The 23729-nt window shown below is 59.3% G+C and carries 22 protein-coding genes and 1 tRNA gene; 17 read left to right on the forward strand and 6 right to left on the reverse strand.

Translation table 11 applies throughout. From position 1 onward, the window contains the following. Nucleotides 1-85: 85 nt before the first annotated feature. The 6 genes from ACTQX9_RS02690 to ACTQX9_RS02715 all read left to right on the forward strand — a co-directional run bounded on the left by ACTQX9_RS02690 (nt 86) and on the right by ACTQX9_RS02715 (nt 6440). Nucleotides 86-1030, forward strand: a complete 945-nt coding sequence (locus ACTQX9_RS02690; protein ID WP_441540413.1) for a zinc dependent phospholipase C family protein — start codon at nt 86-88, stop codon at nt 1028-1030. Between the two features lie 101 nt (nt 1031-1131). Then, nucleotides 1132-2391 (forward strand): MFS transporter, encoded by a 1260-nt coding sequence (locus ACTQX9_RS02695; protein ID WP_427719512.1) that lies wholly within the window; start codon nt 1132-1134, stop codon nt 2389-2391. Nucleotides 2392-2561: 170 nt separating this feature from the next. Next, nucleotides 2562-3749: a glycosyltransferase gene (locus tag ACTQX9_RS02700; RefSeq protein WP_441540414.1), complete on the forward strand. Its 1188-nt coding sequence runs from the start codon at nt 2562-2564 to the stop codon at nt 3747-3749. Beyond that, the gene (locus ACTQX9_RS02705; RefSeq protein WP_441057233.1) at nt 3746-5089 is read left to right on the forward strand and encodes a histidine kinase; all 1344 of its coding nucleotides are present in this window, start codon (nt 3746-3748) and stop codon (nt 5087-5089) included. The genes ACTQX9_RS02700 and ACTQX9_RS02705 overlap by 4 nt, the downstream gene beginning before the upstream one ends. Before the next feature lie 72 nt (nt 5090-5161). Continuing rightward, a complete protein-coding gene (locus ACTQX9_RS02710; protein WP_154518646.1) occupies nt 5162-5878 on the forward strand; it encodes a LytR/AlgR family response regulator transcription factor in 717 nt (238 codons plus the stop codon). A gap of 94 nt (nt 5879-5972) precedes the next feature. Beyond that, nucleotides 5973-6440 (forward strand): YfcE family phosphodiesterase, encoded by a 468-nt coding sequence (locus tag ACTQX9_RS02715; protein ID WP_441540415.1) that lies wholly within the window; start codon nt 5973-5975, stop codon nt 6438-6440. 65 nt (nt 6441-6505) lie between these two features. On the opposite strand, the gene ACTQX9_RS02720 is transcribed toward ACTQX9_RS02715, so the two are convergent. Further along, nucleotides 6506-7357 (reverse strand): IS3 family transposase, encoded by an 852-nt coding sequence (locus tag ACTQX9_RS02720; protein ID WP_441540416.1) that lies wholly within the window; start codon nt 7355-7357, stop codon nt 6506-6508. A 20-nt stretch (nt 7358-7377) separates the two neighbouring features. Further along, complete coding sequence (locus ACTQX9_RS02725; RefSeq protein WP_441540417.1) at nt 7378-7875, reverse strand: transposase; 498 nt, start codon at nt 7873-7875, stop codon at nt 7378-7380. 432 nt (nt 7876-8307) lie between these two features. Here ACTQX9_RS02725 and ACTQX9_RS02730 point away from each other — a divergent pair. The 4 genes from ACTQX9_RS02730 (at nt 8308) to rbr (ending at nt 10789) form a co-directional block, all read left to right on the forward strand. Further along, a tRNA-Asp gene (locus tag ACTQX9_RS02730) sits at nt 8308-8385 on the forward strand. A 338-nt stretch (nt 8386-8723) separates the two neighbouring features. Continuing rightward, on the forward strand, nt 8724-9209 hold the full coding sequence (locus ACTQX9_RS02735) for an RrF2 family transcriptional regulator (RefSeq protein ID WP_154518481.1): 486 nt from the start codon (nt 8724-8726) through the stop codon (nt 9207-9209). Between the two features lie 21 nt (nt 9210-9230). Continuing rightward, entirely contained in the window at nt 9231-10136 is a 906-nt protein-coding gene (locus tag ACTQX9_RS02740) for an adenine glycosylase (RefSeq protein ID WP_441540418.1), read from the forward strand. A 113-nt stretch (nt 10137-10249) separates the two neighbouring features. Next, nucleotides 10250-10789 carry a rubrerythrin gene (rbr, locus tag ACTQX9_RS02745; protein ID WP_154518486.1) on the forward strand — a complete coding sequence of 180 codons (540 nt, stop codon included), beginning with the start codon at nt 10250-10252 and terminating at the stop codon, nt 10787-10789. A gap of 239 nt (nt 10790-11028) precedes the next feature. On the opposite strand, the gene ACTQX9_RS02750 is transcribed toward rbr, so the two are convergent. Beyond that, nucleotides 11029-11214, reverse strand: coding sequence for a hypothetical protein (locus ACTQX9_RS02750; RefSeq protein WP_154518490.1), 186 nt, complete (start codon nt 11212-11214; stop codon nt 11029-11031). Between the two features lie 26 nt (nt 11215-11240). On the opposite strand from ACTQX9_RS02750, the gene ACTQX9_RS02755 reads away from it, so the two are divergent. From ACTQX9_RS02755 to ACTQX9_RS02785, 7 genes are all read left to right on the forward strand, one after another. After that, complete coding sequence (locus tag ACTQX9_RS02755; protein ID WP_154518493.1) at nt 11241-11663, forward strand: hypothetical protein; 423 nt, start codon at nt 11241-11243, stop codon at nt 11661-11663. Between the two features lie 123 nt (nt 11664-11786). Beyond that, the gene (locus tag ACTQX9_RS02760; protein ID WP_441540419.1) at nt 11787-12317 is read left to right on the forward strand and encodes a DUF6036 family nucleotidyltransferase; all 531 of its coding nucleotides are present in this window, start codon (nt 11787-11789) and stop codon (nt 12315-12317) included. Beyond that, on the forward strand, nt 12314-12877 hold the full coding sequence (locus ACTQX9_RS02765; protein ID WP_441540420.1) for a hypothetical protein: 564 nt from the start codon (nt 12314-12316) through the stop codon (nt 12875-12877). The genes ACTQX9_RS02760 and ACTQX9_RS02765 overlap by 4 nt, the downstream gene beginning before the upstream one ends. A 51-nt stretch (nt 12878-12928) precedes the next feature. Further along, complete coding sequence (locus tag ACTQX9_RS02770) at nt 12929-14284, forward strand: DNA recombination protein RmuC (RefSeq protein WP_441540421.1); 1356 nt, start codon at nt 12929-12931, stop codon at nt 14282-14284. Nucleotides 14285-14411: 127 nt separating this feature from the next. Beyond that, a complete protein-coding gene (locus ACTQX9_RS02775; protein ID WP_441540422.1) occupies nt 14412-16214 on the forward strand; it encodes an ABC transporter ATP-binding protein in 1803 nt (600 codons plus the stop codon). A 63-nt stretch (nt 16215-16277) separates the two neighbouring features. Then, nucleotides 16278-16940, forward strand: coding sequence for an endonuclease III (nth, locus tag ACTQX9_RS02780; protein WP_441540423.1), 663 nt, complete (start codon nt 16278-16280; stop codon nt 16938-16940). Nucleotides 16941-17099: 159 nt separating this feature from the next. Further along, entirely contained in the window at nt 17100-19088 is a 1989-nt protein-coding gene (locus ACTQX9_RS02785; protein ID WP_441540424.1) for an InlB B-repeat-containing protein, read from the forward strand. Between the two features lie 212 nt (nt 19089-19300). Here the strand turns inward: ACTQX9_RS02785 and ACTQX9_RS02790 are convergent, their stop codons facing one another. The 3 genes from ACTQX9_RS02790 to ACTQX9_RS02800 all read right to left on the reverse strand — a co-directional run bounded on the left by ACTQX9_RS02790 (nt 19301) and on the right by ACTQX9_RS02800 (nt 23436). Further along, nucleotides 19301-20290 (reverse strand): FHA domain-containing protein, encoded by a 990-nt coding sequence (locus ACTQX9_RS02790; protein WP_441540425.1) that lies wholly within the window; start codon nt 20288-20290, stop codon nt 19301-19303. 35 nt (nt 20291-20325) lie between these two features. Next, entirely contained in the window at nt 20326-22335 is a 2010-nt protein-coding gene (locus tag ACTQX9_RS02795; RefSeq protein WP_441540426.1) for a DUF6273 domain-containing protein, read from the reverse strand. 144 nt (nt 22336-22479) lie between these two features. Then, a complete protein-coding gene (locus ACTQX9_RS02800) occupies nt 22480-23436 on the reverse strand; it encodes an FHA domain-containing protein (protein ID WP_441540427.1) in 957 nt (318 codons plus the stop codon). Nucleotides 23437-23729: the final 293 nt, after the last annotated feature.

Genomic DNA, 23729 nt, shown 5'->3' on the forward strand with positions numbered 1-23729 from the left:
GCATGCCATCGTTTGCCGACGCAGGTTTGGCATGGGCGCGCGGTGGGCATAATGGGTGACATCGAATGAAATCGAAAGGATCATTATGCCTGCGCTTATTACGCATCATCTGTTTGGCGAGGAAAGCATCGATCGTCTGCCGCAGGGCGTCATTACGTCCGACGAGGAACGCATTGCCTTTATCCTGGGCAACCAGGGTCCCGACCCGTTTTTCTTCCACATCCTGACGCCGCGCGTTTCCGACTGCACGCTGCTGGCGCAGGCCATGCATCGCTCGCGCATGTCGCGCCAGTTCTCGTGCCTGCGCGACGGCGTGTCCCATCTGCTCCCGCGCGATGCCAACTTGGGCCGCGCCTTTGCGCTGGGCCTGCTGTCGCACTACGTGCTCGACCGTAACGCCCATCCCTTTGTCTACGAGCAGCAGTTTGGCATTGTCGAGTCCGATCCCGAGCTGGGGGATTCGGGCAGCCAGGTCCATGCGGTGCTCGAAAGTGACCTGGACGTGTTGATGCTGCAGCTCAAGCGCGACGGGGCCACGGTCGAGGACTATCCGCCGGCGGGCGAGATCGTCACCACCGACCGCATCAATCGCGTGGCCGGCGTGCTGATGAGCTATGTTGCCGGGCGCGTGTACGGTATCGATATCCCAGCGGGGGAGTACGGTGCCGCCGTTGCCGACATGCAGCTGCTCTATCGCGCCATTGAACCGGCGGGCTCGGCCAAGACGCGTGCAATTGCCCTGGTCGAGGGCCTAGTACACGACTACTCCCTGCTCGATGGCCTTGCTCACCGCGTGACGACCGAGCCGCCCGAGCGCACCGGCAATCTGGGCCATCTGACGTGGAAGAATCCCTTTACCGATGAGGTCTCGAACGAGAGCTTCCCCGAGGTCTTTGACCGCGCGCTGGCCGATTACGAGTGCACGGTCACCCGCTTTATCGAGACCGGCGATATGGAGGCCGTGACCAACCACGTCAATTACAGCGGTCGCGTGCTCGGCGCTGACGAAGAGTTCGACCGCGAGGGGTAGGGTTCGTGCGTGTCCCTTTGCCGAATCCTTACCGGTGCCTCTGTGCAATTGGGGTACGATGAACTGACTGCATATCGGGCGAATACGAAGGGTCCCTGTCCATGAAATACACCAAGCTCGAGCGTAACTGGGTTATGTACGATGTGGGCAATTCGGCCCTCGTGTTGCTCAACACTTCGGTGGTGCCCATCTACTTTAACGCCATCAATACCGGTGCTTCCTCGGCCGACCTGGTGGTCGCTTGGGGTAGCGCGCAGACGATTGCCTCGCTGGTCATTGCCATGCTCATGCCCATTCTGGGCGCGCTTGCCGATTACGCCGGCAACAAGATTAAGTTCTTCTTGGGCTTCTTCCTCACGGGCTTGGTGCTTTGCCTGGCGCAGGCTATCCCAATGTCCGCCATGGCATTTTTGACCGTGTACGTGCTGTGCACCATCGGCCTTAACTCTTCTATGACGTTCTATGACGCCATGCTGCCCGACATTACCACTGACGAGCGCATGGACGCCGTGTCCAGCTCGGGCTATGCCTGGGGCTACATCGGTTCCACTGTGCCGTTTATCATCTGCCTGGCGCTTATCATGGGTGGTCCCGCTCTTGGCGTCCCCACCATGCTGGCAACGCGTCTGTCGTTTGTCATCACTGGTGCCTGGTGGCTCATCTTTACCCTGCCGCTCATTCGCACCTATAAGCAAAAGTACGGTCGCGAGCGCGGTCCCGAGGACACCATCGGCCACATCGTGGGCGGCGTGTTCTCCGAGGTCGTACACACCATGCGCGAGATCGCCCACAACAAGACCGTGCTGGTCTACATGATCGCGTTCTTCTTCTACATCGACGGTGTGCACACGGTCATTTCCATGGCAACCAGCTACGGTTCGGCTCTGGGCATCGACTCGACCCAGCTGGTACTGGCCCTGCTCGTTACACAGTTCGTGGCCTTTCCGTCCGCCATCATCTACGGCAAGCTCGCCGGACGCGTGGGCACGCTCAACATGATCCTGGTGGCGGTCGCCGCCTACATGGGCATTGTGCTGTTCGCCGCGTTTTTCCTCAAGACCGCCTTTGAATTCTGGGTGCTTGCCATTATGGTCGGCCTGTTCCAGGGTGGCGTGCAGGCACTCAGCCGTAGCTACTTTGGCCGCATCATCCCCAAGGAAAAGTCCAACGAGTACTACGGCTTCTTTGACATCTTTGGGCGCTATGCAAGCGTTATGGGCACCTTTCTGGTGTCGGTCGTCACCTCGCTGACCGGCAACCCGTCGCTGGGCGTTCTTTCCATTGCTGTGCTGCTGGTCGTTGGCTTTATGCTGCTGGCCCGCCTGTCTCGCATGACTCGAGCGGCAGAGCATGCCGCATAGGAGCGAGCGGCTATTGTGCCTGTCTGCGGTACTCTTTTGGGGTTATCCGCAATAAACATTGCGACTTGCGAGCAATGATTTGCCCAAGTGGGTATGATGGAATCAGCTAGGTCGCGGGGCGTCGCCTGTGTTTGGCGGCGCCTCGTTTTTGTGTTGCAGGGAGGGAAGGCATGAACGCCACGGTTGTGATTCCAACATATTGGGCGGGCGATGATGCCCATGCAAACGCTCCCGGTGTCTATGACCACTCGACGAATCTCAACGCCGCCAATCCCGAGCTCGATCACTGTCTTGCTTCGCTCGAGCAGGTACGCGATATTCCGCGAATCATCCTTTTGGTGGTCTGTCCCATCTCGGCCACGGCGGATGTGTCGAAGCGCGTACGCGAAATCGTCGACGCGCACCCTACGCTCAAAGTTACCGTAGTCACCAATACCCAGGCATCGCGTATCGCCGACCGCGTAGCGCAGATTGCGCCCAAGGGTTCGGGAGAATGCGTGAGCCTGCGTGGCTATGGCGCCATCCGCAATATGGGACTTGCCTGTGCCGCCGTGCTGGGTCACGATGCCGTCATCTTTTTGGATGACGACGAGACTGTCATCGATGCCGACTTTATGAAACGCGCGACTTACGCGTTGGGGCAGCAGACGCGTCAGGGCCTGCCGATCTTGGTTAAGAGCGGCTACTTTTACGATCGAGACGGATCGCCGCTGGCCCCCACGGACAAGGTGGGCATCTGCCACCGTTGGTGGACCAAGCGTATTGAGTTCAATCGCTGGATGAAAAAGGCGCTCTCGGGCACCCGTATTTCGCGTTCAAACTATGTGTGCGGCGGCCTTATGGCCCTCCATGCCCGCGCCTTTACCCGCGTGGCATTTGACCCGTTTATCACTCGTGGCGAGGACCTGGACTACCTCTTTAATATGCGCATGTTTGGCTACGACGTATGGTTTGATAACGAGTGGACCGTGCGCCATCTGCCGCCCGAGTCCGAGAAACGCTCGCCGCGCTTTATGCAGGACGTGTACCGTTGGTACTACGAACGTGCCAAGCTAACGTTTGCCGCGCACCAGAAAGAGCTCGTTCCCGTTACAGCCGCGTCTCTCATGCCCTATCCGGGCCCGTGGATTTCGCGCGAGCTTGACGATCGCGTGCGTAAGACTGCCATGGTCCGCAGCATGTTTACCCGCGAGCACGAGGGATACCTACGCATTTGGCGCCACGGTATTGACGAGGCCAGGACCTACGCACGCCAAAACGCCGCAAGCTACCTGCGTTTCCAGAGCTTCTGGCCCAAGATTATGGATGAGCTCTGGCGTGACGCCCAGCTGACCAGCATCCTGGAGGGGACTGAATGATCGACCGCCGCGCCCAGCGCGATAGTTCAATGTCAATCTTTCGCATCATTGCCGTATCCTGCGCCATTTGTGTGCTGGTGTACTTTGTTTTTGCCCTGGCGACTGGAATCGAGCCAATCGCGACCGTGGTCGCCTGTACGCTGCTATGCATCTTCCTGTGTATCTTTATCTTTTTGACGCTCAATCCCGATTCGGTTCGCTCGCAGTACACCGAGGAGACGCTCTCGGTGGCCTCGGCCATGCTCGAGGACATTAAAGGCGGTCTGACGCAGGAGTCAGCACGTCTGGTGTGCCAGCGCATTTTGCCCGAGACACGCGCCATGACAGTTGCCGTTACCGACGAGAGCAACGTACTGGCCTGCGCGGGCGAGTTTGAGGAAAAGCTGCTGCCCAATTCTCCCATTCATACGCTCGCCACGCGCTACGTTATCGAACACGGTATCGTCCAGTCGTTCAACCGCGTGGTGGACGTGGTGGGTTCGGATGGCTCACACAACCAGGTCCCCGCTGGCATCATCGCACCCATCAAGGTGGGCGACCGCACCGTCGGCACGCTCAAGTTCTATTACAAGACCCTGCGTGCCGTCGACCGTACCCAGTATGCGCTCGCCTCGGGTTTTGCCGAAATCCTGTCCACGCAGCTCGCCATTCACGAGCTCGAGGTGCAAAAGGAGCTCACGGCCCGTGCCGAGGTGCGTGCCCTGCAGGCGCAGATTAACCCGCACTTCCTGTTCAACACGCTCAACACCATCGCATCGTTTACGCGTACCGACCCGCTGCGGGCCCGCGAGCTGCTGCGCGAGTTCTCTTCGTTCTATCGCGCAACGCTCGACAATTCGGGCTCCCTCATTCCCGTGTCGCGCGAGGTCGCACAGACCAAGCGCTACCTGACGTTTGAGAAGGCGCGCTTTGGCGAGGATCGCGTGCTGGCGACCTTTGACGTGTCCGAGGACGTCGAGGACACGCTGGTTCCGGCATTTGTGATCCAACCGATTGTCGAGAACGCCGTGCGTCACGGCATGGGTGATGCCAGTGCGCTGAAGATTGACGTGACGGTGCGCAGGGATGGTGACGATGCGATTTTGATTTCGGTGGCCGATGACGGTGTGGGCATGGACGAGGGCATCGCTGCCAGACTGTTTGACGAGCGCTCTGCCCGTCCCGACGCCAGCTCCCCGCAGGGTGGCGGCGCCGGCGTTGCCATGCACAATATTTCGGAGCGCATTCATCGCTTTTATGGGCCGCACTCCTATACGCGCGTCGAATCGGCGCCGGGTAAGGGCGCTAAAGTGCTCCTACATCTCGATTTGTCGGAGAGCATCTTCGACATTCAAGAGTAGAATAATTGGTCACGGGCTTAACGCCGGTTGGCGTATGCCCGACGTAGTTAGTTGACGAAAGGTTTTATCCCCATGCTGCGTGCGATGATTGTGGATGATGAGGCCCCGGCCCGTTCGGAACTTCGCTTCTTGCTCGAGCAGACGGGCAAGATCGGCACGATCACAGAAGCGTCGAGCGTTCGCTCCGCCATCGAGATGCTTATGGAGAGTCGCGTTGATGTCGTGTTCCTCGATATTTCGATGCCTGGCGCTTCGGGTCTGCAACTTGCCGAGGCGCTGCATAAGCTTAAGAATCCGCCGGCGATCGTGTTTGTGACCGCGTACAGCGATCATGCGGTTGAGGCGTTTGATGTGGATGCCGTCGACTATCTGATGAAGCCGGTAGAGGAAGCCCGCCTGGATCGTGCAATCGAGAAGGTCATGCAGCGCACGAAGCCCGTTGCGGACAGCAAGGTGACCATCGAGCGCATCCCGGTGGAGAAGGGCGGCCGCAAGGTGCTCATCCCCGTGGACGACATTCGCTTCATTATGGCCAAGGACGATTACTCCTGTATCTATACCGTCGACGACCGTTTTTTGTCGACGACCTCGCTGGCACAGTTCGAGGCCAAGCTCTGTGATTTTGGCTTCTTCCGCGTTCACCGCCGCTATATCGTTAACCTGGCGTGTGTTACCGACGTCGAGACGGTCCCCTCGGGCGCTATCCAGCTGGGCATTACGGGCGTCGACGAACGCGTACCGGTTTCGCGCCGTCGCGTCGTACCGCTCAAGAAGGCCCTGAGCCTCTAGCACACCGGCCCCGCAGCCCTGTAGACCAAAATCGTCTGCGGAGCCGCGGGGCTTTTTGTATGAATGCACCAAATCGTTTTGCGGAAGGGATCCCATGAACAGTGCAAGCGCCAAGCGTATCGACATCATCTCGGACACCCACGGTTATCTGTCGCCCGCGCTTTTAGATGAGTTGAGCGGCGCGGACCTGATTATCCATGCCGGCGATCTTACGTCGGAGATGGACTACGAACATCTGCGAACCATTGCCCCCGTGCGAGCGGTTCTGGGCAATAACGACTACTACCGTGATTACGGCTCCGAAGTGGACCGTCTGGCGCTCTTTAGCTACGAGGGCCTTAAGTTTGCCGTAGCCCACTACCGCGAAGACCTCCCGGTGGGATCCGTGGACGTAGCCATCAACGGTCACACTCACGTAACCAAAGAGGCCCAGGTGGGCCGCTGCTTGGTCCTCAACCCAGGCAGCGCCAGCTACCCCAGGGGCACCCGGGGCCCCACCATGGCCAGAATGCTCGTCAAGGACGGCAAGATTCTCAGCACCAAATTTATTGACCTAGAGTAAACGCAACAAAAACGGGGGATGCAGATTTGAACTGCACCCCAAAACTTGGACGGCTTAAATAAGAACTACGCCGCAAGGGGCTGGTTCCGGAATTCCTCCGGGGTCAGCCCCTTCAGTTTAACCTGCCTTCGCCTCGTGTTCCAATGGGCGACGTACGCGTCCAGGTCCGCCTTGAAGGACTCGAAGTCGGGCCATGTCCTTCCCCGGAAGAACTCGTCCTTCATGTGGCCGAAGACCTGCTCGGTGGCGCCGTTGTCGATGCAGTTGCCCTTTCTGGACATGCTCTGGACGATCCCGGCGTCCTTCAGCCTCCCGCACCATGCGGCGTGCTGGTACTGCCAGCCCATGTCGCTGTGGAGCACCGGCGTCGCGCCCTCGGGCATCTTCGCCAGCAGCTGGTCGAGCAGCTCGGCCTGCTGCGCCATGTCCGGGCTGGTCGACGTCGACCACGCGACTATCTCCTTGCTGCCGAAGTCGTACACCGGCGCGAAGTAGGCCTTGCCCCAGGGCTGCTTGAACTCGGTGACGTCGGTGCCCATCTTCTGCCACGGCCCGTCGGCGGCGAAGTCGCGCCCGATGACGTTCTCGAACGTCTCGCCCACGACCCCCCTGTACGAGTTGTACCTATGGTAGTCGGTCTCGCGGCGGATGCCGCAGCGGACCCCCATCTCCCGCATCATCTTGAGCACGGTCTTGTTGGCTATGCGCGCGCCCAGCTCGGCGCGCAGGCACATGGCGACCTGGCGGTGGCCGCACCCGTTGGCCGTGCGCGAGAAGATCTCCGCCACCGCGTCCCGCAGCTCCGGGCGCGTCGGCCTGGCCGGGTGCGACAGCGCGTAATAGTAGCTGGACCGGGCCAGGCCGGCGCATTCCAGCAGGCTCCCCAGCTTGCACCCCTCCGCGCGCAGGGCGCTCACGGCCTCGACCTTCGCCCTGGTCAGAGCCCGTCCCTCTCGACCAGGGCACGCAATTTTTTTAGGTAGGCCACCTCGGTCTCGAGCCTTCGGCAGCGCTCCTCGAGCTCCTGCTCGCGGGTGCGCCCGCGCGACTTGGGGCCGGACCCCTTCGGCCTGCCCCTGGGCTTGGGCCTGAGCGCCTCGGCGCCGCCCTCGCGGTAGAGCGCGCACCATCTCTTGAGCGGCGCCAGGGACATGACCCCGAACGCCTTCATGGCGTCCTGCTTGCCCATGCCGCCGTCGACCACGGCCGAGGCGGCGGCGACCTTCTGCTCGTATGTGTACCTGGTCTGCTTGCCGTCCATGGATAGCAGCACCTCGCTTCCGAACGACCGGTATACGTAGAGCCATTGTCTCACGGTGTTGCGCGGGACCGACAGCGCCTTCGCCGCCGACTCGAAGCCGTGCCCTCGCTCGAAGAGCCCGATCGCCGCCTTCCTGGCCTCGATGTCGTGTTTCACTCTCAAGTCGACACGCATAAAAAGCCTCCCATTTCTCGTGTCCAAGAAATGGGAGGCAGTTCAATTGCATCCCCCGTTTTTCTTTGAGCCAAAGGCCGAAGTTCAACAACAACCATCAGACAACCCCGCCGAGGAGCACGCGGGCTAGCCGCGCAGCGGCGCACGCCCGCAAAACTGGTTGAACATAGTGACGGCAGGGAGGGTCTCCGGGGCCGGCTGGCGCGGGTTAAGTTTGTCGCGAGTTCCGCACGCAAAGGAAAGCACTTAATGTGCTTTCCGTCTTGCGCAGGACTGTAGAGCAGCAAACTTAACCCGCGCCAGCCGGCCCCGGAGACCCTCCCGGAGGGACCCAAAAAATATTTTCAAAAAAGTTGTTGCGCGGCGAACAGACTTCTGTGTATACTAATCCCCGCAGCGCACGCGAGCGGAAACAAACGCGAACGACTGCCTGGGGAGTTAGCTCAGTTTGGTTAGAGCGCCGGCCTGTCACGTCGGAGGTCGCGGGTTCGAGCCCCGTACTTCCCGCCAACGCAATTAAAGCCACGTCTTCGGACGTGGCTTTTGCGTTTAATAGGACAACCGCTCGGCCGTCCCTTTCATTCTGCTCCTTGTTTCCGAGATGCGGAAATGAATTAAGTATATCGGTTTAAACAGGGGGGTTTGTTGCGCAACACTCGTTCAACGAAACAGGGGGTTAGGTTATACTAAATTCCACTGCAGGCCTAATCTGATGCAATTTGCTTTGGATTCGACCTTCAGCGGACATCTAGTTCACTATTTGGTTGTCCCGGCGGTTATTTAGCGTCTCGACGTAAGCCCGGCCCCGGAGCCCGTTCGAGCTGTTCGTATTCCTTGAAAGGGGAAACATGGACATATCGAGGAAGACTGATTATGCCCTCCGCATGCTTGCGATGCTTGCCGAGGAGCCGGAGCGGTTGCTTTCTGTTCGCACTGCTGCCGAAGAGGTCAATGTTCCGTATTCGTTTGCCCGTTCGATCCAACACGGTTTGGTTCAGGCCGGTATTGTGGAGAGCCTGCGTGGCGTCCACGGCGGTATGCGTCTTAAGGTCAACCCGAGCGAGGTCACTATCCGTCAGGTCGTCGAGGCCGTTCAGGGCCCTATGGTTATGAATGATTGCACGGCACTCGATGGCGACTGTGCGCGCAGGGGCACGTGCTGCTATCATCCCCTGTGGGCTGGGGCCCAGGCGCTGATGCGTGACTACCTCGATTCCGTTTCGCTGGACGATGTCGTCGCTCGCCGCCAGTTCCCCGCCGTCGATCCCAAGTTCGCCGACCGCGACGCCTTTCCCGAGTATGCCGTTTGCGCGTGTGCTTGCCGGGAGGAGTAGCGCCGCATAAGGAGTATAGCTATGATTCAGGACCCCTTTCGTTCGATGATTCGTTCGGAAGGGGTTCTGCGTTATCGCGACCTTCCGTGGCGCCGCACACGCGACCCGTACATCATCTGGCTTTCCGAGGTCATGCTGCAGCAGACGCAGGTTCCACGCGTAGAGATGCGCATGCCGGCATGGCTCGACCGCTTTCCGACCGTGCATTCTCTCGCCCAGGCCGCTCCTTCTGATGTTTTGGACGCTTGGCAGGGTATGGGCTACAACCGTCGTGCTTTGGCGCTCCATAAGGCCGCGCAGCGACTCGTGGAGGACTGGGATGGGGAGTTTCCGCGTGATACATGCGACCTGGTCGCGCTGCCCGGTATTGGGCCCGCAACGGCGCAGGGCATTCGGTCGTTTGCGTTTGATCTTCCGGGAGTGTACCTGGAGACCAATGTGCGCACGGTCTTTCTGCATCACTTTTTTCCTGACGTTCCGTCTGTTCCCGATCGCGAGCTGGTGCCGTTGATCCAGGCGGCCTGCCCGGCGGCGCCCGGTACGGCGGCGGATGAGGCCGCTCCCTTTGCCGTGCCGCTCGACGATGCCGATACGCCGCGCGCGTGGTATTACGCGCTGCTGGATTACGGCGCGTATCTCAAAAAGACGCTGCCCAATCCGTCTAGGCGCTCGGCGGGCTATAGCCGCCAGTCCAAGTTTGAGGGCTCGCGTCGGCAAAAGCGTGCCCATATCGTGCGCATGCTGCTTGCAGCTCGCGACGGACAGCCGGCGGGCATAACGCTTGTTGAAGCTGTTGCAGGCGTTAACAAGATGGAGGCCGCAGCGGGTCGCGAACCGGTTGGTTGCGATTTTATTGCGGGCATTCTTGCCGACCTGGAGCGCGAAGGCTTTTGTCGTGCCGAAGGCGAGCGCTGGCTGAGTGTGTGATGACGCAAATTTGCAGGACAGGATAGTAAGGTTTAGATTCTCGGCATGAGGGTATCCTAAAGACTATGCCGCTCAAAGTCTGTGGGCGGCGCGTATTGAAGGGAAGTACACCTATGGATTTTGAGAATTCTCAAACCAAGAAGAACCTCGAGACCGCTTTTGCCGGTGAGTCCCAGGCGCACACCAAGTATCGTTACTATGCATCCAAGGCCAAAAAGGACGGCTACGTTCAGATTTCGAATATCTTTGCCGAGACGGCGGGCAACGAGTCCGAGCATGCCAAGCTGTGGTTTAAGTACCTGCACGACGGTGCTGTTCCGGATACGCTGGACAACCTGCGCGATGCCGCCGCGGGCGAGAACTACGAGTGGACCACGATGTATGACGAGTTCGCCAAGACCGCCGAAGAGGAGGGTTTTGCCGAGATTGCCGCGAAGTTCCGTGGCGTTGGCGCTGTCGAGAAGGCTCACGAGGAGCGCTATAACAAGCTCGTCGAGCGCATTGAATCGGGCGAGGTGTTTGAGCGCGAGGGCGTAAAGGTGTGGAAGTGCCTGAACTGCGGGCACCTGCATGTTGGTGCCAAGGCGCCCGAGGTGTGCCCGGTTTGCAACCATCCCAAGGCGTACTTTGAGGAGCAGGTGGTGAACTACTAGCGCTTGGCGCTGGCTGCTGCGGAGCGCGGGGCGGGAGGCCGGATTGCCTTCCCTCCCCGCTCACGGCTTCGCAGGGTCGCGTTGAGGGAAGGCAATCCGGCCTCCCTCCCCGCGCCCCGGCGTTGGGTCGTTGCGTGCTCGCTACAGAAAAGCTGATTAGAAGTTTGCGTGCCGCCCCTTTTGGGGCGGCACGTTTTTGTGTGGGGTCCCTGTCTTCACAATTTCCGTCAAGCTTTTGGTTAGGTTTTGGTCGGATGGCGCAAGGGCGAGAGGGCAAAAGATTGCTGGCGAAAAAAGCTCAAAGAAAGTGCTGGTAGGGGAGTTGTTGAACTTTTCGACAGTTTTCTGACAAAAGAATCTTTGCGGCTATTGCCGCGGATTTCGTTGCCGCGGCCGCGATGGTGCGGGATGCTGGGCGCAAGCATCGAATGCTCCTATTGAGGAGGCCAACATGGATCTGTTTCTTGAGACCCCGCAGCAACAAGCCGAGCGCATGCTGCGCCAACAGCAGCGGCTTATGGAGATGCAAATGCAAGGGGCAGCCGTCCAGCCTCCTGCGCAAAACGCCGCGCCCGCGGTATCGTCTGCGGGTGAGGTGGACCCAGGAGCCTATTCCGTACAACAAGATTCATATGCGCAGGAGCTTGCGTTCGACAAGCGTCGTGCGCGTCGCCGTCGCTGGGCCCAGCGCCTGCGTACGCTGGCGATGATCGTGCTGATCCCGTTGGGACTCGCGGCAATCTTCTTGGCCTCATATGCCCTTACGTGCATTCTCAACGGCGCTTCGCCCAGCGAAGTGCTCCAACATTTAACAGCTCTCGGCCAGCGCCTGGGCGATGTCGTAACAACCATCCGCGCCGGCTGGGAGAGTTAGCGTTTGTCACATTAGGACTTCTAGGGTGCAGGGATTATCGCCACGAGTAGAATTCTTGCATCCTGTGGGTCCTGTCGTGCGACTGAATAGTATTATTGATGATAATTAATAATAGGATTTGCTATGCATAAGCAGGATTTAGAGCAGACTCTTTTGGGTATTGACGAAGAGGCGGAGCTGGAAATAGGTCCAAGAGACGATAGACCGAGCGTTGTATTGGTGGGAGGGAGCGCCTTCATGCTTAACGATGTGACGAATCGGTCGGTTACACATGACATTGATGTGTTTGAGGCAGACAGGTGCCTCCGCGAGATCATAGCTCGATATCCCGAGGTGAATGGTATGGCGGTGGCATATTGTAATCAGATGCCATTCAATTACGAAGCTCGTTTGATTCCCTTGGATATTGGGGCGCGTTTTATCAGGTACTTTACGCCATCCTTGGAAGACCTAGCGGTAATGAAGCTCTATGCCTACCGTCCGAACGACATCGTCGATCTTCATAGCCAGGCATTCGTCGACCGACTTGATTGGGGACTGCTCGAACGGCTTATATTCGACGAGGGCGAGGCGCTGGCGTCGTCGCCTTCGGAGCGGAGTTATCAAGAGATGGTCTGCGCATACAGGCAATACAAAAAGGAGGTGCTCGGTTGAATCTGACCTTTGAGGGATTCTTAAAAGGCTATTGCCGAGAGCTATCCGGACAGCAGTCGCTCAGCTTTAGAAAACTGGTTAAGCAGGCGACGACGGTTGCGCCGCGCGTGGCGGAGCCCCTGTTTTTGCTCGCTTTGGCGCAGGGTAAAGCCGAATACGTTCTGGGCTTATCCGAGGGTTCGTGGATGGAAGAGGGTTACCGAGGCGTTTTGTCCTTGTACGCCCAAACGGGTAGCCTGGCATCTCTATGCGCCGAGGACAAACTCCCTAATCGTTATGCCAACGTTTGGCGTGCGTATAGAGCGGTGAAGGAAAAGCCAGTGGCGGACAGAAGGATCAACGCTCTGATGCGAAAAAGAACGTTGAGAGCGCTAGGGGAATCGGGCGTAACGCGCTACGGTCTCTGCCGCGATTTGAATCTGAATAAGGGAAACGTGTACGCATACTTAGCCGGCGATGACTCAAAGGTGAGCAGGGAGACGGCGCGCCGCATTATGGAATATGCGGAGGAGAGGGGTGCCCAAGAAGGGGCCGGGCGCCCGGTGCGTGTGGCGGGGTAAGATTGATCGCGGTTTTGATTGATGATCGATTGGGTTTGTTGGGCGGAGTCTATGTCTGCTGTTGATATTGTGCTGGTCGTGATCGCCTTGGTAGCGGTAGGAGTGGCTGTGGCTTGCGCCCTGCAGCTCAAGGGCCTTCGCGCCGAGCTGCGAGAGCGCAGCGATGGCGGTGCGGAGGCGCTGGCGGCACTCGAGCAGGCCAACAACGCGCTCGATGCCCTGAACGTCGCGCTGGCAGAAACCCGCCGCACGGCCAATGCCATCGCGCAGCAGCAGACGACAGATGCGGCCGTGGAGCAGCAACGTTACCTGAACATCGCACGCGAGTTTTCGCAAGCTGGTGACCGGATGGATGACCTGCGCCGCGAGACGGCCCAACAACTCGGTGCCAACCGCGAGGGCATCGAGCACCGCCTGGACAAGGTGCGCGAGACGGTCGATGCCCAGCTGGGTGCTATCCGCAAAGACAACAACGTGCAACTCGATCAGATGCGCGCGACGGTGGACGAGAAGCTCTCCCGCACGCTCAACGATCGCCTGTCGGCATCGTTTAAGCAGGTGAGCGACCAGCTCGAGGCCGTGTACAAGGGCCTGGGCGACATGCAGTCCATCGCCACCGGCGTGGGCGACCTTAAGCGCGTGCTGGGCAACGTAAAGGCGCGCGGCATTTTGGGCGAGGTGCAGCTGGGTGCAATCCTGGCGGACATCCTCACGCCCGACCAGTATCTGGAAAACGTCGCCACCAAGCCCGGCGCCTCGGAGCGTGTTGAGTTTGCCGTCAAGCTGCCGGTAGACGAGGACGATCCCGTGCTGCTGCCGATCGACTCCAAATTCCCGGGCGACGCATATGAGCATCTGCTCGACGCCCAGGAGTCGGGTGACGCTGAGGCCGTCGCCGCTGCGCGTAAGACGCTCGACGCCATGGTCAAGCGCGAGGCCAAGGACATCTGCGAAAAGTACCTGAGTGTGCCGGCAACGACCAACTTTGGCATTATGTTCGTGCCGTTTGAGGGGCTGTACGCCGAGGTTGTCAGTCGTCCGGGACTTATCGAGACCCTGGGTCGCGACTATCACGTCAACGTTGCCGGCCCTAGCACCATGGCGGCTATCCTTAACAGTCTACAGATGAGCTACCAGACGTTTAGGCTGCAAAAACGCACCGATGACGTGCTGCGCGTGCTTTCTGCCGTCAAGGCCGAGCTGCCGCGCTATCAGGCGGCGCTGCGCCGCGCCCAGCAGCAAATCGAGACCGCGGGAAAGACGGTCGAGGGCATCATCACCACGCGCACTAACGTCATGGAGCGCAAGCTCAAGGACATCGACGCGCTGGAAGACGCCGACCAAGCTGATGAGATCTTGGGACTCACGCCCGCGGGCCTTCTCACAGATCAAGAAGACAAGGAATAATTACAACAAGACGGTGGGGCGCCGGCGCAAACGCGGGCACCCCGCTGCTTTTCGCATCGTGCCTGCCTGAAGTGCGCTTTAGTATGCAACAATGACGTTTAGCCCCGCCAGATGTGAAAGGAAGCCCATGTCACAGAGAAGCACCAGTCCGCTCAAACGCTCAACCGTGCGCCGCACGCTACAGCGTTTTTGGGACGTCACGCGCACGCAGCCGCTGATCGTCTTTCTCTCGGTGCTCTCGTCGGCGGGCTACATCTTTTTGCTCACGTTTGCCAACACCTACGTGATGGCGCTTATCGTCGACCGCGTCCAGGCCGGCCCCGTGGCGGGCGACCGGGTGTTTGAGGTCTTTGGCCCCTACATTCTGGCGCTTGTGCTCGTTAACCTAGTGGGCCAAATCCTCTCCAAGCTGCAGGACTACACCGTCTACAAGCTCGAGATTGCGGGCAACTATCACTTGGCGCGCCTGTGCTTCGACACGCTCTCCAATCAATCCATGACATTCCACACCAGCCGTTTTGGTGGATCGCTTGTGAGCCAGACGAGCCGTTTTATGAGCGGCTACACGGGGTTGGTGGACGTGACGGTGTATTCGCTCATTCCCACTATCACCTCGGTTGTCTGCACAGTAGCGGCGCTCGCTCCGGTGGTGCCGACGTTTACCGTGATCCTGGTGGGCATTATGGTCGTCTACATCTCGTTTGTCTGGCTCATGTATAAGCGCATCATGCCGCTTTCGGCCGCGACGTCCGCCGCGCAGAACAAACTGTCGGGCGTGTTGTCCGACGCGGTCACGAACATCCTGGCCGTCAAGACCTGTGGGCGCGAAGACTTTGAGCGCGACCTGTTCGATAGCGCCGACCGCGCCGCGCGCGACGCCGAGACGGTTTCGATGCACGCCATGATGCAGCGCAACTTTACGACCTCGGGCCTTATCGTCATCACCATGGCCGTGGTGAGTGTGTTCGTCGCGGGCGGCAACGCGTGGTTTGGCATCTCTGCCGGCGCGCTTGTCATGATCTTTACCTATACGTACAACCTCACCATGCGTCTGAACTACGTAAGCTCCATGATGCAGCGCATCAATCGCGCGCTCGGCGATGCGGCCGAGATGACGCGCGTGCTGGACGAGCCGCGTCTGGTGGCAGACGACGAGAACGCTCCCGAGCTCAAGGTGGGCGAGGGCGCGATTGATTTTGAGCACCTGAGCTTTGCATACCGTGACGCCGCGGCGGGCGAGAGCGTGTTCGACGACCTGACGCTCCATGTGGCGGCGGGTCAGCGCGTGGGCCTGGTGGGCAAATCGGGCTCGGGCAAGACGACGCTCACCAAGTTGCTGCTGCGCCTGGACGACGTACAGGGCGGTCGCGTACTCGTGGACGGTCAGGATGTCTCGCGCTGCACGCAGCAGAGCCTGCGCCGCCAGGTTGCCTACGTGCCGCAGGAGGCGCTGCTGTTTCACCGCTCCATTCGCGAGAACATCGCCTACGGCCGCCCCGACGCCACCGACGAACAGATCCGCGAGGCGGCCCGCTTGGCCAATGCCCTGGAGTTTATCGACCGCCTGCCCCGGGGCTTTGACACCATGGTGGGCGAGCGCGGCGTTAAGCTTTCGGGCGGCCAACGCCAGCGCGTGGCCATCGCCCGTGCCATCCTCACCGACGCGCCGATTCTGGTGCTCGACGAGGCGACCTCTGCCCTGGACAGTGAGTCCGAGGCGCTGGTGCAGGAGGCGCTTGAGAACCTGATGCGCGGCCGCACCTCTATTGTGGTGGCACATCGCCTGTCCACCGTGGCGGCGCTCGACCGCATCGTGGTGCTGGCGGACGGCGAGATTGTCGAGGACGGTACGCATGCGCAGCTTGTCGAGGCAGGCGGCGAGTACGCAAGCTTGTGGGGCCGCCAGACCGGCGCATTTTTGGAGGCGTAAAGACCCCATACGTGGGACAATCGTGCCCATAGGTAAGTTATGCCGCCAATCCGAGGAGTCGTTATGCCACGCGAGACCAATGCCGCCAAACGCGAGCGCGCCGTTGAGGTGTGCGAGCGCCTTAACCGTCGCTATGGCCCGGTTGAGTGTTTTTTGGACCACGAGAATCCCTATAGGCTGCTCATAGCGGTGTTGCTCTCGGCGCAGACGACCGACGCGCAGGTCAACAAGGTGACGCCGAAGCTGTTTGCCCAGTGGCCCACGCCCGAGGCCATGGCGGGGGCGAGCGTTGCCGATGTGGCCGAGACCATCAAGTCGCTCGGCTTCTATAAGAGCAAGGCCAAGCACGCCGTGGAGGCCGCACAGATGATTGTCGCCGATTACGGCGGCGAGGTGCCGGCCGACATGAAGGAGCTTGTCAAGCTGCCGGGCGTTGGGCGCAAAACGGCGAACATCGTGCTCAACGTGGGGTTTGGCATTGTCGAGGGCATCGCGGTCGATACGCACGTCAACCGCATCGCGCACCGCCTGATGCTGAGTCCCAAGACGCACGCCAAAGAGCCGCTCAAGACCGAGCAGGATCTGCTCAAGATCTTGCCGCACGAGTATTGGGAATCGGTCAACCACCAGTGGATCACCTTTGGCCGCGAGATCTGCGATGCCCGCAAACCCAAGTGCGACGAGTGCCCACTGGCAGACCTTTGCCCTAGCGTACGGATGGTGTAATAGCTTTTTGCAAACTTTTTTGCAAAAAAGTCTCAAACCTTAGATATAGCTTGGTTGCGCAACCTTTTGAGTTTTTTCTCGGCTTGAATTAACCATGCAATTCAAATGTCTTCTTTCGCGAAGTGGTCGCGGAGAAGCAAGTCGGGAAAGGACGACCACATGAATAGGAAGCTTAACGCTGCTATCACAGCCGGTCTGAGCTTGAGTATGGTGCTTGGCTCTACGCCGGTAACCGCTATTGCTGCACAGATCCAGCAGCCTGCTGCCAAGAGCGCAACCGAGGCTAATGACTGGTGCGAGCTCAAAGTTTACGATGAGGCAGATGGCCAGCAGTTACTGGGGATTTCGGTTCAAAAGGGCCAAAAAAAGGTAACTGAGGCGCTCGAGGGTAACGTGCCTGCGAAGCCTGGCTACAAGATTGACTACCTCTACACTCGGACTGGTTTGCAGTTTAGCTACGACGAAGCAACGAATACCTGGTCTGGCAACGAGGCTACGGTGAACGACAACATGGATCTCTATGTACACTTCGTTGAGAAGCAGGAGACCCCCGCGGCCAAGCAGTTCACCGTCACCTACTACGACGGCGACACGGTCCTGGACAAGAAGACGTTCGACGAGGGTTCCTACGAGTACGTCAGCTACACCCCGCAGAAGGACGGCTACACCTTCGAGGGCTGGGCTATGAACGGTTCCAACGAGAAGATTGTTGCGACCAAAAACCCGCTTAAGGGCAATTGGGGCCTCACCGCCCTTTGGAAGAAGAACGACAGCAAGCCCTCCACGGAGAAGCGCACCGTCCTCGTCCAGTACTTCGACGAGGGCTACGATCCCATCATCCGCGTCGTCGACTTCGAGGGCTCCACTACTTGGATGAACCAGAAGCCGATGGACAAGCCTGGCAAGGTCTTCGTCGGTTGGAAGTACACGGGTGCCGACGATAGCGAGATCATCAAGCCTGGCCAGCCTCTTAACTACACGGATGAGAGCGTCAACCTGCAGGCCGTCTGGGCCGACGCCCCGGTCGAGTACGCTACCGTGACCTTCTACGACGAGGGCGACCAGCCGATCGGCAACGCCACCTATCAGGTCGGCTCCTTCAATTGGGATGCCATCACGCCCGCTCCCAAGGACGGCAAGGTCTTCGTCGGCTGGAAGTACACGGGTGCTTCCGACGACCAGATCATCGACTTCGCGACTACCCCCATCCTGGCCGACGTTTCTCTTCAGGCCGTCTGGAAGGACGCTGCCAAGGAGACCCACACCGTCAACTTCTATGACGAGGGCTACGATCCCATTATCCAGCTGGTTGATTTCGCCGGCTCCACGACTTGGATGAACCAGACTCCCGCCGCCAAGGACGGCAAGGTCTTCGTCGGTTGGAAGCTCGTGGGCGCAGACGACAGCGAGATCATCCCCGCTGGCACCGAGCTCAAGGGTGACTGGAATGTTCAGGCTGTCTGGAAGGACGCCGAGGCTGCCGTCCACACGGTGACCTATTACGACGAGGGCTACGAGCCCATCGGCTATGGTGAGATCCGGGCCGGCCAGTTCAACTGGGATCAGGTCAAGCCCGCTGCCAAGGACGGCTACACCTTCGTCGGCTACAAGTTCACCGGCGACACCGATGACCACATCATTGACTTCTCCAAGACTGCTATGCCCGACGCTGATGTGTGCCTGCAGGCTGTTTGGCAGAAGAATGCCGAGCCCACTCCCGAGCCGACCGAGAACGAGCATACCGTTACGATCTATGAGAATGGTAAGGTTAGCACGGTCAAGGTCAAGGATGGCGAGAAGCTTTCCAAGCCCGCCGACCCCGAGGCTGTTGCTGGCTACGAGTTCGTCGGTTGGTCGACTTCTAAGTCCGAAATGGCTCAGTATGACTTCGATCAGCCTGTGACCGGCGACCTCACCATCTACGCTATGTTTAACGCTAAGAAGGAGACCGTCGAGAACGGCAAGGCCGAGGATTCTAAGAAGCAGGTTGCTGCTGACAAGAAGGACGAGGCTAAGGCCGAGAAGAAGGACGCCGCTGCCCTTCCTACCACTGGCGACCCGATCTTTGTAGTGACCTCAGCTGCTTCCCTTGCCGGCGCCGTGGCTGCCGCCGTGGGCATGTACATGACCAAGCGTCGCGAGCACTAATCTCTGCTAGTGTTTACCTCCGGGCTTAATTAGCCCAAACCTGATAGCCGCGTGGGGACCCGACCCCCACGCGGCTTTTATGTTTTAGTTATCTTGCTGTGTTTTGTCGGCTCCTGCATCCGTATTTAGATGTCCGCGTCATATAAAGGAGCGCCGCTGCGATGCCTGCAGCGGCGCTCCTTTGCGTTGATTCTTATTGTATGTGCTCGGCCCTAGGCCAGCGCGCGTACGTTTGAGGAGATCTTCAGCACCAAAAACTCGGTCGAGGAACCCAGCTTGAGCAGGTCGCCGTCGTGGATAGGAATCTGACTGTCCTCGTCATCGGCGGTGCGCAGCGAGCGTGGCTTTTCGATAACGGTGGTCGTGCCGTTGCGTGTCACCAGCACCGTTCCGTTGGTGGAGTGCAGTCCGCTTGCGAGCCACGTGCCGTTAGAAAACGCTACACGCAGGTGCCGGCGGGACACATCGGGCCCTACGTTGGTGATGGCGTTTTGGTCGTGTGCAAAAGAGCCTAGTACCGTACCCTCGGGATTGAGGCTCAAAGGATAGATCGGCGGCAAGGCCGAGCCGTCTTTCGCAAGCCTGAGCAGCCCCAGTTTTGCAGGAGGCTCGTTGACCTTGCGGTTAGTGCCTTGTGCCTGGACGACCTCGGCGGTCTCGAGCGTGCCAAAGGTCTGGGCCAGTTGCGTTATGGCAAAGTCTTTGACCTCGGAGGCGGCGGCATTGGGATCAGCCAAGCATCCGCAGACCGTTAGCGCAAGGAGCTCCAAAAGGCGCCGGTCGCTTTGCTTGAGGCCCGGCATGACGGCGATGCGGTCAAAGATATTGCGCAGGATGGAACCATCGAGCCCCCAGTGTTCGAGCGACGTTGCCATGCGCTCGAGGGCGCGCGTCGTAATGACTTGCTGGCGAGCGTTGGCGGCCGCTGGACTGCTGCCGCTGCCGATTTTTGCAGCGGCAGCCAAGTTCTGGACGCTCTGCGAAAAATCGGCAAACATTTCGGGGTCGATCTTGTCGGTACCCGGAACGACGTGCACTACGCGTCGCGATAGAAACGTCTTTTCGGCGATGCGAAACCTAGGGGCCGGTTTGGCGCCCAGCGGCTTGTCCGAAACCAAGATGCGCGCTGCTTCTCGATTATTGATCTGCAGGTCGCACTTAAGGAAATCAAAGAGCACCTCGGAAGGTGTTTCCGCGCGCATGATGCGAGGCTCCTTTCTGGTATCCGGTGAAGGTGTTAGATGCAAAAGCCGGGTAGGACATAGGTCTTTTGGTCTGGTTTGTTTCCGGGCGTTGCCCAGCTAAACACGTCGCCGTCTCTTCCAACGCGGTTAAAGTACGTCGAGTTGGCGCCCTCGCTGCAGTCGGCGCTGGGGGTGCGCTCCCAGTAGCAGATCTTTTTGCCGGCGACGGTGCGGATCATGGCGTCGTTAGTGGTCAGACCGCTTACGCTCTGCTCGCGATAGAGCTGGTACTGCTCGCCTTCTCCGCTGTAGAGGGTAGAAAGGTACTCGTAGCCTTCTGCGAACGTTTCGGGCGCCTGATAGCCGCACAGCTCGCTCATGGACGGCAGCCACAGCTTGTCATCGGTGGCGGTGATGCTGGAGGCGTCTTTGGTGCCGCCGGTGTTGTTGGTGAGCTTTCGCACCGAGCGAATCTGATTGCGGAGATCCTCGGGCAGCGTAGCCATGCCCTTATCCGCCAACCATTCACGAAGCGACGATTGCTCCCAACCGCCCGTCGCGGCGCTGTCGTTTACGGCGCGCATGGCGATGGGGGTACGGAACATAAAGGTGATGCCAGCGGGAAGGCCGTCATCGGTGAGTGTGTCTGCCTTAAAGCCCACGATCTGGATTTGTGCCTTGGTCCCGTCGGAAAGCCTGACGGTCTTGGTGTTCTCGTTTTCGAGCGACTGCTTGCTGTTTACCAGGTGGTAGGTTTCGGCAATCTCGAGCACCTTTTTGCTGGAAGATGTTTCTTGGATTTTGCGGGAGATCAGGGCGAGTTCTTCCCAGGTGTAATCGTCGAGTGAAGGCTTGATGCCGTGCGCCAGGTCGATAACCCCCCAGCATCCCGTGGCAATGGCAGAGCCTGCTATGCCGGCAACGCAGACGCCGCCGAGCACGAGCGCAGCGCGACGCGAGACGACTGGGTGGCGCGTCTGAGCCTTGTCGGAGCAGGAAGGCTTCGGTTGCTGGCTAAAGTCGATCGGGGTGGGCAGCGGCGTGCGCGGCTCAAAATCGATGTCTTTAATCCAGGCATCGAGCTTGCCGACAATCGTAGACAGCGGCGCGCGCTGGGACTGCTCGTTATGGATGCCGCTCATGATGACATCGACAAGCATTTGGTCGCCGGGTACGCGTGCCTCAAGCGGCTCGTGCTCGTGCTCGATCTTGTACAGGTAGGGCGACTGGTCCATATGCTCGTTTAGGCGATATGGCGTGTGGCCGGCATAGAGCGTGTAGAGTACGCTGCAGAGCTCGTATGTATCGATGCTGGGCGACGTACGCAGCGGCGCCAGCTCGGGGATGTCGTTGGAGAGCATCTCGGGTGGGGCGAACTCGGGGGTGCCGTTGCGCCAGATGCCGGTGGACATGGTAAACGAGGGGTCTGAGCGCTTGATGCTCGAGCTGCCCAGATCGACCAGGCAAAGGTCAAAACTGCAGTGTGCAATCTGCTGGGCAAGGGACCGGAGCGTCGTGCGAATGATGATATTGCGCAAGGAGATATCACGGTGTACAAACGGCGCATCGAGCTTTTGGGCACCCAGGAGAATCTCTCCCAGGCGTTTTCCAATCGCGGCGACGGTGTTTGCGGGAATGTGGCCGCCCTCGGCGGGGTCGGTTAGCTCTGCCGCAGCATCGCGAAGGGGCAGGCCTTCAATCCACTCCATAACGATGACCGGTACGGAGCCGGTATAGCCGTAGCCATAGGTTTTGGGAAAGCCGTCCAACAGTGAGACGGCTGCAAGATTGCGATACTCCTCGGTAAGCGTCTTGATGTCCGAGGGGCTGACGGCGGAGCCGTCTTCATCACAGCCGCTGAGGGGCCACAGCGTCTTGAGCGCAAAGGTCTCGCCCTCGGTGTTGGCGACCTTGCGAAGATGGTGGGAACCGCCGCCGACTGCCCCGCAATCCAACAGGGTGGTAAAGCGGCGAATAGTATCGGGGTCTTCGGTGGTCGCAAACATGGCGTTTGGTTCAAAGGGGGACAACGCGATGATATTCATATCCGTGTCGTACGTCACGGGGCGATCCTTTCGAGAAAAAAGTGCATGGCGATAATGTTAGTGAAAAGGTAGCGCAACCGTTGCCTTAATCGAAAAGGTGCCGTTATTTGCATGGGTTGATGCAAATAACGGCACCTTGTGCGTCGAAGATGTGTGGGCGGGCTAGTCTGTGATGCGAATGACCAAGAAGCGCGTCGTGGCGCCCAAGCAAAGCGTGTCTCCGTTGTGAATCTCGACGGGGGTGTTGGCAAAGTTGGCGGGGCGCTCGCGTCTAGGCGGTTCGATAGCATGTCGGCAGCGATCGACGCCCGAGATCAAAAACGATCCGTTGGTGGAGCCGAGGCCCTGCGCAAGCCAGCGTCCGTCTTGGAGCCAAATGCGCAGGTGCTGACGCGAGACATCGGAATCGACGTCGGTGATGGCGTTCTCGTCGCTCGTCAGCGACCCGATAATGCTGCCCACCGGGTCCGTGGTAAGGGGACGCAACGGCGGTCGTGCCGAGTTGCCCACGACGCGCAGCAGCCCCAGGCGAATGTCTCCCGTGGGGCGCGCGGTTGTCGAGAAAAATGAGGTGACGGTTGTCTCGACCGTGCCGAGTGTCGAGAGCATCTGGTCGGACACAAAGGACTCGGTGTATTCGATGGCGCGGGCGGGGTCGCCAAGGCAGCCGGTAACGATAAAAAAGACCAGATGGATGTAGAGGCGGTTTTTAATGTCGCTATCGTCAGCGGTCTCGATGCGCTCGACGCCGTTTTTAAAGAGCATGCCGTCGACGCCGCAATTGGTAAGGGCATCCTGCATGTCTGGGGCGCACGATTCCATATAGCGTTTAGCGACCCTGCACAGCGATTGGGGGTCGGAGCCTCGGTTTTGTATGATGAGGTTAAGTATCTGGCGCGCACTTTGTTCAAAGGGCGCAAACAGCGACTCGGGAAGGTCACCGGGTTTGGCGTGAACGATTTCGCGTGAGATAAACGACGGGACCATCAAGCGTTCGGAGATGAGGCGTCCACCGTAACGGGCGTTGCCGTCCATGAGAATTTGCGCGGCGTTACCGTTGTTGATGCGACCGAGTGACTTGAGCCCGGTGTACAGTGCACAAGATGGAGTGTCGGCCATTTATTTTCACCCCCCCCTCATCAAAAAAGTGACATTGAATACGCAATTATCCTCAATTATAGGCGCTTTGCAGCTCGAAATACTCGCCAGGGGGCGCGGACGGTGTAAATTGCTGCCAGAAGACAGCAAATTAAAAAGCGGAAAGCGGATTAATAAGCTGGGAAACGCGTTGGCAAGACCGTTGTGGGCAACATTTGGCATGATGTCGCTTTGGCTTTTGGTCACGGGACCGTGCGGTACCATAAGCGTCAATGAACTTTGACGCACGACCCGCCGAGCTTGCCCCGGCGGGC

This window comes from Collinsella sp. LCP19S3_F2 (assembly GCF_052121015.1).
In the GTDB taxonomy this organism is placed as follows: Bacteria; Actinomycetota; Coriobacteriia; order Coriobacteriales; family Coriobacteriaceae; genus Collinsella.